General features: G+C 72.0%; 9 protein-coding genes. 2 read left to right on the top strand and 7 right to left on the bottom strand.

Annotated features, from left to right (window positions below; genetic code table 11):
* The first annotated feature begins 138 nt into the window (after positions 1-138).
* A complete protein-coding gene (locus G3A44_RS18145) occupies positions 139-612 on the top strand; it encodes an Lrp/AsnC family transcriptional regulator (protein ID WP_163459170.1) in 474 nt (157 codons plus the stop codon).
* 30 nt (positions 613-642) lie between these two features.
* On the opposite strand, the gene G3A44_RS18140 is transcribed toward G3A44_RS18145, so the two are convergent.
* The 7 genes from G3A44_RS18140 to G3A44_RS18110 all read right to left on the bottom strand — a co-directional run bounded on the left by G3A44_RS18140 (position 643) and on the right by G3A44_RS18110 (position 7,521).
* Positions 643-1,224: a chromate transporter gene (locus tag G3A44_RS18140; protein WP_163459169.1), complete on the bottom strand. Its 582-nt coding sequence runs from the start codon at positions 1,222-1,224 to the stop codon at positions 643-645.
* Positions 1,221-1,907, bottom strand: coding sequence for a chromate transporter (locus G3A44_RS18135; RefSeq protein ID WP_163459168.1), 687 nt, complete (start codon positions 1,905-1,907; stop codon positions 1,221-1,223). Before G3A44_RS18135 ends, G3A44_RS18140 begins: the two co-directional genes overlap by 4 nt.
* Complete coding sequence (locus tag G3A44_RS18130) at positions 1,904-2,737, bottom strand: substrate-binding domain-containing protein (protein WP_239061952.1); 834 nt, start codon at positions 2,735-2,737, stop codon at positions 1,904-1,906. The genes G3A44_RS18135 and G3A44_RS18130 overlap by 4 nt, the downstream gene beginning before the upstream one ends.
* A 20-nt stretch (positions 2,738-2,757) precedes the next feature.
* Positions 2,758-3,762 carry a Bug family tripartite tricarboxylate transporter substrate binding protein gene (locus G3A44_RS18125; RefSeq protein WP_163459166.1) on the bottom strand — a complete coding sequence of 335 codons (1,005 nt, stop codon included), beginning with the start codon at positions 3,760-3,762 and terminating at the stop codon, positions 2,758-2,760.
* Positions 3,763-3,853: 91 nt separating this feature from the next.
* Positions 3,854-5,044 (bottom strand): tricarballylate utilization 4Fe-4S protein TcuB, encoded by a 1,191-nt coding sequence (gene tcuB / locus G3A44_RS18120; RefSeq protein WP_163459165.1) that lies wholly within the window; start codon positions 5,042-5,044, stop codon positions 3,854-3,856.
* Complete coding sequence (gene tcuA / locus G3A44_RS18115) at positions 5,041-6,465, bottom strand: FAD-dependent tricarballylate dehydrogenase TcuA (RefSeq protein WP_163459164.1); 1,425 nt, start codon at positions 6,463-6,465, stop codon at positions 5,041-5,043. Before tcuA ends, tcuB begins: the two co-directional genes overlap by 4 nt.
* A 132-nt stretch (positions 6,466-6,597) precedes the next feature.
* Positions 6,598-7,521, bottom strand: coding sequence for a LysR family transcriptional regulator (locus G3A44_RS18110; RefSeq protein ID WP_163459163.1), 924 nt, complete (start codon positions 7,519-7,521; stop codon positions 6,598-6,600).
* 162 nt (positions 7,522-7,683) lie between these two features.
* Here G3A44_RS18110 and G3A44_RS18105 point away from each other — a divergent pair.
* Positions 7,684-11,701: DUF4011 domain-containing protein (locus G3A44_RS18105; RefSeq protein ID WP_163459162.1), on the top strand; the 4,018-nt coding region annotated here is incomplete at its 3' end.

Here is an 11,701-nt window from a genome sequence, read left to right as displayed (position 1 = left end):
CGGGCACCGGCCGGCACGGCTTCATCATCCGTGCCCCGGGCTGAAAAAGGCTGCCAATTCCTGCCCCGGAAAGCGCAGGTTCTTGGAATATTCTTCCAATCTCGACCCACCTACCGGATACACCTCCGGCCCCACCGCATGAAGTCCGCCCCCGACCTGGACCGCATCGACCGCGAGATCCTGCGCGCCCTGCAGACCAACGGCCGCATCACCATGGCCGAGCTGGCCGAGAAGGTGTCGCTCTCCCCCTCGCCGTGCTGGCGGCGGGTGCAGCTGCTGGAGCAGGCAGGCTTCATACGGGGCTACCACGCGGCGCTGGACCGGCGCCTGCTGGGCCTGGACGTGCACGGTTTTGTGAGCCTGAAGATGAAGGACCACACGCTGGAGACCGCCGCAGCCTTTGAGCGTGCGGTGGCGGGATTGAGCGGCGCCTTGTCCTGCCAGAACCTCTCGGGCGGCTACGACTACCAGATTGAGCTGGTGGCCACGGACCATGACGCCTTTGCCCGCCTGGTGCGGCAGGTGCGCGCCTTGCCCGGCGTGGCCGAGGTGTACACCAGCTTCACACTGCACGAGGTGCCGCTGGCCCGAGCCTTGCCAGTGGTCGACTGATTCACCCGGGCCGGTCAGCCGCCCGCAGGCTCACAAATAACCCAAGCTGCCCAGCGCGGCGCCGGCGGCCAGCATCCACAGCAGGTGGAGCTTGGTGCGCCACACCAGCAGCATCACCACGCCGGCCACGGCCCAGCGGGCCTCCGGCCAGCGGCCACCGCTTTGGCCCTGCAGCAGCAGCATGCTGGCCGCCCCCAGCACGCCCACCACCACCGGCGCCAGGCCCTGACGGAAGGCGCGCACGCCCAGGTGTTGACGGTGGCGCTGGGTCCAGCGGGTGAGGGTCAGGGTCAGCAGGCTGCTGGGCAGCAGCAGGGCGGCCAGCACGGCCAGCGCGGCGGCCAGGCCGCACAGCCCCTGCCACCACCACGGGCCGCCGGCGGCGCTGTGCAGGCCCACCTGCCAGCCCAGCAGGGCGATGAACAGCGCGTTGGGCCCTGGCGCGGCCTGGGCCAGGGTCAGGGCCTGGGCAAACTCGGCCTCGCTCAGCCAGGCGTGCTCGCCGACGTGGTACTGGTGCAGCGCCGGCGCCAAGGTGATGGCGCCTCCCACGGCCAGCAAGGAAAGCGTGAGGTGACGCCAGATCAGGTCCAGCCAGTCGGTGGGGCTCATGGGGTGCGATCCTGCGGGGGGTGGGCCGGCGCAGCGGCGGCACGTCCAGCGTGATGGGCGAGATCGGCCCGGTGCAGGCGCCAGGCGGTGAGGGCGCAGGCCACGGTGCCCAGGCCGGGCACCAGGGCGGTCAAAGGCCAGCCGGCCACCACCAGGCCCGCAAAGGCGCAGGCAGCGACCGCCCCCGCACCAGCCCAGCGCAACGGGTGGCCGCGCAGGGCCATGAAGAGTTTGAGCGAGGTACCGGCAATCAGGCCGGCAGCCACCGCCCCCATGCCACGCAGCGCGCCCTGCAGCGGCGCCTGCCAGGCCGGGTGGCTGGCGGCACCGCCCACCAGCACCGCCAGCGTCAGCAGGATGAGCAGCGGCGCCACCAGCAGGCCGGCCAGCGCCGCCAGCGCCCCCCGCCAGCCGTGGGTGCGGTCGCCCAGCATCAGCGCCAGGTTGCACACATTGGGCCCGGGCAGCACCTGGGCCACCGCCCAGTCCTGCACAAAACCCGCGTTGGAGTACCAGCCCCGGCGCTCCACCAGCTCACGCTGCACCACCGCCAGCACACCACCAAAGCCCTGCAACGCCGTCCAGGTGAAGGCGGTGAACAGCTCCCCCGGGCCACCGGGCTGCTGCGGTGCAGCCTGCGGATCCAGCGGGGCGGGGGCCGAGGGTGGCGGCGGGACGGTCATCGTGCGTTTGTACCTGCTGCCGCCGGCTGGCCCACCGGGTCCAGGCCGGTGGCGCGCACCATCGGCGCCACCGCCGCCGAGCGCAGAAAGCGCACCAACTGCTGGGCCACCGCCGCCTGCTCACTGTCCTGCACCAGGCCGGCGGAGAAGAACAGGCTTTGCTGCACCTCTTCGGGCAGGGTGCCCACAAAGTCCAGCTCCTTGAAGTAGATCAGCTCACTGACCTGCTGAAAGCCCAGCTCGGCATCCCCGCGGGCCACCACGGCGCCCACGCGCTCGCTGAAGATCTTTTTGCCGGTCTTCTCCAGCTGCTCGGCCACGCCCAGCTTGGGGAACAGCACGGTGGACAGGTAGGTGCCGCTGGCACTGGCCGAGTACGCCACCGACTTGGCGTTCAACAGCGTCTGCTTGAGCGCGGCCACGGTGGAGATGTCGGGCTTGGGCGTGCCCTTGCGCACCGCCACGCCAATGGCCGAGCGCGCCAGGTCTTGCCGCGAGCCGGGCACCAGCTTGCCAGCCTTCTCCAGCGCCTCCAGACCGGTCTCAGAAAGGATGACCAGGTCAAACTTCTCACCCCGGGCAAAGCGGCTGGGGATGGAATCGGGCGCGTTGCCCACCGAGGCGCCAAAGCTGCTGAGCACGGTGTGGCCGCTGGCCGCCTCGAACAGCGGGATCAGCTGCTTGTAGGCCTCGGTGAAGGCGCCGCTGGTGATGACACGCAGCTCAGCGGCCAGGGCCTGGCCGCTGGCCAGCAGGCTGCCCATTGCCAAGGCGGTGCCCAGCGCGGCACGACGGGACCAGCGCACGGAGGCATTCAGGACGGGGTTCATCTTGGTTTCTCCTGCGCGGCTCATTGCATGACGATCTTGCGGTCGCGGATCACCCGGCCCCAGTAGGCCGATTCACGCGCGATCTCCTGGCCCAGCTCCTCGCGGCTGCTGGGGGCGGGCGGCATGCCGTGGTGGTTCAGCTCGGCCACCACGTCAGGCGACTTGAGCACCTTGACCAGTTCGGTGTTCCAGCGGTCCAGCACCGCCTTGGGCACCTTGGAGGAGGCGACAAAGGCGTACCAGTTGGTGGCGTTGTAGCCGGGGTAGCCCGACTCGGCGATGGTGGGGATGTGGGGCAGCTGCGGCAGGCGCTTGGGGCCGGTGACGGCCAGCGGGATGAGCTTGCCGGTGTCGATGTGCTGCTGCGCCGTGGAGTAGGTGCTGTAGTAGCTGGTGACGCGGCCGCCCAGCAGGTCTTGCAGGGCTGGGGCGCCGCCCTTGTAGGGGATGTGCACGGTGTCGATCTTGGCCATGTCGTCCATCAGCTCGCCCGCCAAGTGCGAGGCCGAGCCGGGGCCGGTGGAGGCGTAGTCCAGCTTGCCGGGGTTCTTCTTGGCGGTGGCGATGAACTCGGCAAAGGTCTTGATGCCGGCACCGGCATGCACCACCAGCACATTGGGGAAGTTCACGCCCATGGTGATGGGGGCCAGGTCCTTGACCGGGTCGTAGCCCACCTTCATGAGGTGCGGCGCAATGGCCAGCGGGCCCACCGAACCAAACAGCAGCACGCTGCCATCGGCCGGGCCCTGGGCCACGTACTGGTGGGCCAGGTTGCCGCCGGCACCGGCGCGGTTGTCGATGACCACCGTCAGGCCGGTCTGGTCGCCCAGCTTCTTGCCGATGACCCGCGCGGCCAGGTCAGCGGCGCCACCGGCGGCAAAGCCCACCACGAGGGTCACGGTCTTCTTGGGCGGGAACTCCTGGGCCGGGCTGGCCAGGGCGGTGGCGGCCAGGGCGGTGGCAGACAGCGCGCGCAGGGCAGCACGGCGCGTTGTGGTGAGCGGGAAGGGGGCGTCGGCGGTCATGGTGTCTCCAGTCTTGTGGTGGGGTGTGGGGGGAGGAAAGGCGCCAGGTCGGCGGCGTGCAGGTGGCGTAGGGCCAGGTGGCGTAGGGCCGTCAGTCGGCGCCCAGCCCGATGGGGTTGGGCAGGCGGCGCTCCACGTGGTGGCGCAGCAGCGCGGCGCTGCGGTAGAGGCCGTGGGCGAACTTGCCGTAGGGCATCGTCAGGAACAGGGCCATCACCGCGCCCAGGTGCCCGCACAGCAGGGCCGGCATGGCCGGCTGGCCACGGGCGGCCCACAAGGCCAGGCCGCTGCCCGCGCTCAAGGCCAGCAGGGCGATGAAACCCAGGTCCATGGGCTTTTGCGCGGCGTCGCCGTGCAGGGGGTGGCGGCGCCAGCGCAGCAGGCCCAGGCCCAGCGAGCCCACGAGCAGGCTCAGGCCACCCACCCCGCCCAGCAGCTTGGGCAGGCTGGGCAGGTCATAGGGCGCGGGCTGGCCCAGCACGTAGTGCATCAGCGTGGCCACGCCGGTGGCGGCCAAGCACAGGCCAAAACCGTAAAAGGTGAGGTGGTGCAGGCGGCGGCGCCAGAGGGTGTAGGCCTCGTCGGCCTCATGGCAGCCGTCGCCGTGGCCGCCGTCCAGGTGCTTGAGGGTGAGCACGTCGTGGGCGGCGTCGGCCTGCGCCGGGCCGGCGGGGGGCACGGCGCCCGTCACCGGGGTGATGCCGCGCCAAAAGCGCCGCAGCCCCAGGCCCAGGGCCAGCACCACCCAGGCAAACACCGGCAAGAACAGGCTCACCAGCAGGTGGTGCGGGAACACGCTGTAGAAGTTGGCCCCGGCGGGCGCCTGCCACAGGCCAGCCCAGCCGCCCTGCACCACCACGCCGCCGGCCAGAAAGGCCGCCAGCGCGGCCAGCAAAGCCAGGGCCACCACCAAGCCGTTGCGCTGGTAGAGCATGCCCAGGGCCGGCGGCCAGGCGTGGGTGGTGTAGGTCTGGCCGCGCACCCGGGCCATGGCCTGCGGCACGTTCACCGCAAATTCGTGCGGCGGCGCGTACTGGCAGGCGTGCAGGCAGGCGCCGCAGTTGTGGCAGAGGTTGGCCAGGTAATGCACATCGGCGGCCGGAAAGTCCAGCCGCCGGGTCATGGCCGGGAAGACGGCGCAAAAGCCTTCGCAGTAGCGGCAGGCGTTGCAGATCTGCAGCACGCGGGCCACCTCGGCCTCGGCCGCGCCGGCGTGGGCGAAGGGGGCGTTGGCCAGCGCGCGGGCCTGGCGGGTCAGGTCGATCAGGGCCGGCGTGCTCATGCGGTGGCCTCCGATTCATCGCGGACGGTGGTGGCGTGGCCGGCGGCGGTGGCGGCGCCGGCCCCGGCGATGCGGCCAAAGGCCGTGCCAATCGACATGCCCACGCCGGCGGTGTAGCCCTGGCCCAACACATTGCCGGCCATCATTTCGCCGGCCACGAACAGGTTGTCGCTGGGCTGACCGGCAAAGCGCACGGCGGCGGTGTCGTCGGTCTTCAGGCCCAGGTAGGTGAAGGTGACGCCGGGGCGCAGCGCGTAGGCGGTGTAGGGCGGCGTGTCCAGCGGGCGGGCCCAGTGGGTCTTGGGCGGCTGCAGGCCCTGGGTGTGGCAGTCGTCGAGCACGGTGTGGTCAAAGCGGCCGCCCTGGCAGGCGGCGTTGTAGTCGTTCACGGTCTGCAGGAAGGTGGCCTCATCCAGGCCCAGGGCGCGGGCCAGGGCGGGCAGGCTGTCGGCCACCACGCCGGGGAACACCGGCGGCATGAAGCGGCCGGCCGCCTTGGCGTCGATCACGCTCCAGGCGGTCTGGCCGGGCTGCTGGGCTACCAGGCGGCCCCAGATGGCGTAGCGTTTGGGCCAGAAGTCCTCGCCCTCGTCGTAGAAACGCTTGGCCTCGCGGTTGACCACGATGCCCAGCGAGACGCAGTCGATGCGGGTGCAGATGCCGCCGTCATAGAGCGGGGCGCGGGCGTCAATGGCCACCATGTGGGCCTGGGTGGGGTCGCCAATGCGCTCGGCGCCGTGGGACTCCAGCAGGTGGCGCAGCAGCACGCCCTGGTTGAAGCGCGTGCCGCGGATCAGGAACTGGTCCGCCGGCCACTCACCCCGGGCGTTCTGGCCCCAGGCCTCGCGCAGCCATTCGCGGTTGCTCTCAAAACCACCGGCGGCCAGCACGCAGGCCCGGGCGGTGATGCGCTCCTCACCGGCCCAGGCCGCCACAAAACGACCGTTCTCGATCTCCAGGCGCTGCACCGGCGCCTCGTAGCGCACCTGCACGCCCAGGCGCTCGGCGCTGCGGTAGTAGGCGTTGACCAGGGCCTTGCCGCCACCCATGAAAAAGGCGTTGGTGCGCGCCACATGCAGGGCACCGGAGAGCGGTGGCTGAAAGCGCACGCCATGGCGGCGCATCCAGCCCCGGCAGGTGGACGAGGCGCGGATGGTGAGCCGCGCCAAATGCTCGTTGGTGCGTCCGCCCGTCACCTTGAGCAGGTCCTGCCAGAACTCTTCTTCGGGGTAGGCCTCCACCAGCACGTCCTGCGGCGCGTCGTGCATGCAGCGCAGGTTGCGGGTGTGGGCGGAATTGCCGCCGCGCAGCGCCCGCGGCGCGGACTCCAGCAGCAGCACGCGCGCCCCCGCCTCAGCGGCGGTGAGCGCAGCGCACAGGGCGGCGTTACCGCCGCCAATGACCAGCACATCGGTGTGCATCGTGAATCCGCTCCGTCGCGGCCTGGTGTTGACGGAGGCGGATTCTTCCCATCACGCATTGATGCGTGAAATGAATTCCAGTCGGCTATTGATGCTTCATGAGCATCAATGAATCGCCCGCGGCGTCGGGCCTCAGCCCGGGGTGGGCGGCACCGTGTCCGGTGCGGCGGCCCAGTCCACCTCACGCAGCAACTGCACAAAGGCCTGCGCGGCCGGAGACAGCACCCCATGGCGGCGCTGCAGTAGACGCACCTGGCGGCGCACCGTGGGCTGGGTCAGCGCCAGGCGGCGCACACCGGGTCGGTCGCCCTCACGGAAGGTGGAGGCCGGCAGGATGGCGCAGCCCACACCGGCGGCCACCAGGTTGAGCGCGGTGGCGTGGTGCTGCACCTCATAGCGCGCCGCCAGGGTGATGCCGCGTTTGGCCAGTTGGTAGTCCATCTCGATGCGGGTGGCCATGAAGCCGTTGACCCCCACCAGGTCCTGGCCGCGCATGTCGTCCCAGCGCAGGCTGTCTTGCGCGGCCAGGGGGTGACTCTCCCGGCAGATGAAGACCAGCGGGTCCTCGAACAGGGCGGTTTCCGCCAACTCGGCATGGCGCTCACCGGCCAGTGCCACGCCCAGCTCGGCCTGCCCACCCAGCACGGCCTGGCGCACCTCGGTGGAGGCGCCGTCCAGCAGGCGGATGTGGTTGCCGGGATGGCGCTGGGCGTACTGGCTGATCAGGCCGGGCAGCACATGCGAGGTCATGCTGGGGATGCAGGCCAGGGTGAACTGGCCGTGGCCGTGTTGCGCCATCTCTTTGAGGCGGTGCATGGCGCCGCTCACGTCTTGCACCATGGCGCGGGCCTGGGGCAGGAATTCGCGGCCCACGGCGGTCAGCGCCACCCGCCGGGTGCTGCGCTCCACCAGCTGCAGGCCCAGCCAGCCCTCCAGCTTCTGCAGCCGGCGGGTGAGCGCGGTCTGGGTCAGGTGCAGGGTTTCAGCCGCCTTGCCAAAGCCGCCCAGGTCGGCAATGGCCACAAAGGCCTGCAGGCCGTCAAAGTCGATCTTCATGGCCGGCAGTGTCGCGCGCACCGGCGGCGGCCGTCATCACGGACAGCCCCGAAACCCGTGGCCTACGGTCTGGGCGCTATCCTGAGAGGTCAGGGGTTTCGCCTAACGTGCGGCGCCAGGCGTTGGGCCTGGCGCGACGCGGCCCCAGCACGGGAAGTAGTGATGAGGATCCAGGAAGAAGAGCGCCCGGACACGGCACCGGACGCTCCATCAGAACAACAAGCGCAAGCACAGCGCCAGGGGACCGGGGTGGTCCTGCAGGCGGCCCTGGTCAGCCGCCTGAACCTGGCCGATTTCCAGAACGCGGTACCGGCCCTGCATGAGCTGGTGGTGGTCAACCACAGCGCCCATGCGCTGCAGGCGCTGACGCTCTCGGTGAGCGCTGAGCCACCGGTCTTCCAGCCCCGCCAGTGGGCGCTGGACGCGGTGGGGCCGGGGCAGACCTTCCACGTGGCGCCGCTGGACCTGCCGCTCAACGGCGCCCACCTCTCGCGCCTGACCGAGGCCGAGACCGCCACGGTGGTGTTTGAGCTGCGCAGCGCACAGGCGCCGGCCGAGGTGCTGGCGCGCTGCACCCGTACCGTGGCGCTGCTGCCGCGCCAGCAGTGGGGCGGCTTGCAGGGCATGCCCGAGATGGTGGCCGCCTTTGTGCAGCCCAACGATCCGGCGGTGGACCGGCTGCTCAAGGCCGCCGCGGTGGCGCTGCAGTCGGCCGGGCGCGTCGGCGCCATCGACGGCTATGCCCAGGGCCCGCGCCGGGCCTGGGAACTGGCCTCGGCCCTGTGGACGGCGGTGCTGCAGTGCGGCCTGCACTACGCGCTGCCACCGGCCAGCTTTGAGCAGACCGGCCAGAAGGTGCGCAGCCCCCATCAGGTGCTGGAGGCGGGTCTGGGCACCTGCCTGGACCTGAGCCTGCTGTTTGCCGCGGGCCTGGAGCAGGCCCACCTCAACCCGCTGCTGGTCTTCACCCGCGGGCATGCCTTTGTGGGCCTGTGGCTGCGCGAGGAGACCTTTGCCAGCGCAGTGGTCGACGACGTGACCGCCCTGCGCAAGCGCCTGAAGCTGCAAGAGCTGATCGTCTTCGAGACCACGCTGGCCGCCCAAGGCAAACCGGTGGCGTTCAGCCAGGCACTGGCCCAAGCGAACAAGCAGCTGGACGAGGCCCTGGACGCTGACTTTGAGCTGGTGGTGGACATCCGGCGGGCGCGCCTGTCGCGCATCCGCCCGCTGGCCCTGGCTCAGGCCCTGACCCCGCCGCCAGACGACGCGGAGCCCACCGACACCGCCACGGGCACCGGCGCCGTGGAGCCACCGCCCGAGCTGCCCCCCGGCCCCGGCGGCGAGCCGCCCCCCGCCGAGCTCGACCCCAAGGACCGGCTGGCGCGCTGGCAGCGCAAGCTGCTGGACCTGTCGCTGCGCAACGCCCTGCTGCATTTCAAGCCCGGCAAGAAGTCCCTGCTGCTGGAGGCCGCCGCCCCCGCGCTGGAGGACGCGCTGGCCGGCGGCCAGGCCCTGAAGCTGGTGGCCAGTCCCGCCCTGATGGAGGGCCGCGACCCCCGCAGCCAGACGCTGCATGAGGCCCGCACCCTGGAGGACCTGCACCGCCAGCACGCGGCCGAGGCCCTGCGACGCCGCGAACTCGTCATCCGCCTGGACGAGGAGGAGGTGGAGGCGCGGCTGGTGGAGCTGTTCCGCGGCGCACGCAGCGCCCTTCAGGAAGGCGGCGCCAACACCCTCTACGTGGCCCTGGGCTTCCTGACCTGGACCCGGCCCGACAAGCCCGAGACCCGCCTGAAGGCGCCGCTGGTGCTGCTGCCCGTGACCTTGCAGCGCAAAAGCGCCCGCTCGGGCTTCACCCTGGGTCTGCACGAGGACGAGCCACTGTTCAACCCGACCCTGGTGGAGATGCTGCGCCAGGACTTCCAGCTGGAGCTGGGCGTGGCCGCAGGCGACCTGCCACGCGACGACAACGGGCTGGACATCGGCGGCATCTGGAACCGGGTGCGCACCGCCATCAAGGACATCCGGGGCTGGGAGGTCAGCGAGGAGGTCGTGCTCTCGATGTTCTCGTTTGCCAAGTACCTGATGTGGAAGGACCTGGTCGCCCGTACCGAGGCGCTGCGGCGCTCGCCGGTGGTGGCGCACCTGTTGGACACGCCGCGCGAGCCCTATGCCTCGCCGGTGGCCTTTCCCGAGCCGCGCCGGCTGGACGAGGACTATCCGCCCCAGCAGGTCTTCAGCCCGCTGCCGGCCGACTCCTCGCAGCTCTCGGCGGTGATGGCCGCGGCCAAGGGCAAGGACTTCGTGCTCATCGGCCCGCCGGGCACCGGCAAGAGCCAGACCATCGCCAACCTCATCGCCCAGTGCCTGGCCGAGGGCAAGCGGGTGCTGTTCGTGGCCGAGAAGATCGCCGCGCTGGACGTGGTGTACCGCCGCCTGCGCGAGGTGGGCCTGGGCGAGTTCTGCCTGGAGCTGCACTCCAGCAAGAGCCGCAAGCTGGAGGTGCTGGGCCAGCTGCAACGCGCCTGGGACTGCCGCGGCGGCGTGGACGAGGCCGGCTGGGCCGCCCAGGCCCAGCAGCTGCAGCGCGTGCGCAGTCAGCTCTCCACCTACGTGCAGCGCCTGCACCAGCGCCACGCCAACGGCCTGAGCGTGTACCAGGCCATCGGCACCGTGGTGGGCGGCGAGGGCGTGCCCGCGCTGCGCCTGGCCTGGCCTTCGGCCCAGGTCCATGACACCGCGGCCCTGGCCGACCTGCGCGAGCGGGTGGCCCGGCTGCAGGTCAACGCCACGGCGGTGGGTGCCTGCCTGCTGCCGGATGGGCCGCTGGCCCCGGTGCTGGCCACCCAATGGTCAGCCAAGTGGCAGCAGGAGATGCAGCGGGCCGCCACCGTGCTGCGCACGGCCAGCCTGGACGTCTGCCGCGCCGCGCAGACGCTGTGCCGGCTGGCGGGCCTGGACCTGCCGGCGTTGAGCCGTGGGCCGCGTCTGGCCCTGGGACGACTGGCCCAGGCGCTGCCCCAGGCGGCCGCGCAAGACTGGAGCTTCTGCGCCCGCGAGGACGCCGACCACCTCCTGGCCGAGCTGCGCGCGGGCCAGGACCTGCTGACCCAGCACCGCGCCCTCAGTACCCGCCTGCCCGCCCCCTGGCCCGCCGCGCTGCGGCAATCGCTGGAGCAGGCCCTGGGCCAGCTGGCGCGGCGCCGGGCCCTGCAGGCCGAGCTGGGCACCCCCTGGCCCGCCCCCCTGGCCGCCGAGCTGGCCCAGGGTGTGCAGCGCCTGGAGGAGATGCACCGGCTGCGGGCCGGCCTGTCGGTGTCCTACGGCCCCGGCCTGGCCCAGCTGCCAGTGGGCCAGCTGCAGCGCGAATGGGCCAAGGCCCAGACCCGCCTGTGGCCCCTGTCCTGGCTGAGCCAGCGCCGGGTGCGCGCGGCGCTGGAGGCCACCATCGACGGTGCCGGCGAGCCCCGCGTGGCCGAGGACCTGGCCGCCCTGGTGCGCCTGCGCCAGCTGCACGAGGAGGTGCTGCAGCTCGACCCCGGCGCCCAGGCCGATGGCCTGTGGGCTGGCGCCCGGACCCGGGTGGAAGTGCTCCAGTCCGCCCTGCGCACCCATGCCGCCTTGCTGGCCGCGCGCCAGGGCCAGCCCTACCGCCTGGACGGCCTGGGGCTGGCCGCCGAGGGGGCTTGCGGCGAGCGCTGGCAGCGCGAGGCCCGGCGCCTGAAGGCCCTGCACGAGCTGGACCGGGTGCTGGCCGACGGCGCCTCCCTCACCGCACCCAGCCTGGGCCTGTGGCAGGGCCTGGCAACCGACGAGAGCGCCCTGCGCGCCGCCCTGGCCTTTGAGCAGGAGCGTGACGGCCTGGTGCTGCGCGGCGCCCTGGCCACCCCCCATGCCGAGGTGGCCGGGGGCCGCTGCGGTGCCGAACTGCAGCAGCGCCACGCCCTGCTGCAGGCCCGCGCCCAGCTGGAGGCCCGGCTGCACGCCCTGGACGGCCTGCAGGCCCGGTGTCCCGGCACCTGGCGTGGGCTGGACACCGAGGTCGAGGACCTGGGCCAGGTGGCCCGCTTCCAGGCCGAGCTGCACGCCGGCCTGCAGGGCCTGGCGCTGCCGGCCGAGGCCCTGCCCGGCGCCCGGGCGGCGCTGCGCGCGCTGCTGGCGAGCCGGCGGGCCGAGCTGG

Origin of the sequence: Ideonella livida, assembly GCF_010499455.1 — a bacterium.
Taxonomy (GTDB): Bacteria; Pseudomonadota; Gammaproteobacteria; order Burkholderiales; family Burkholderiaceae_C; genus Ideonella; species Ideonella livida.
The sequence above is the reverse complement of the archived record's forward strand: the minus strand, read 5'-3'. Positions and strand labels throughout refer to the sequence as shown.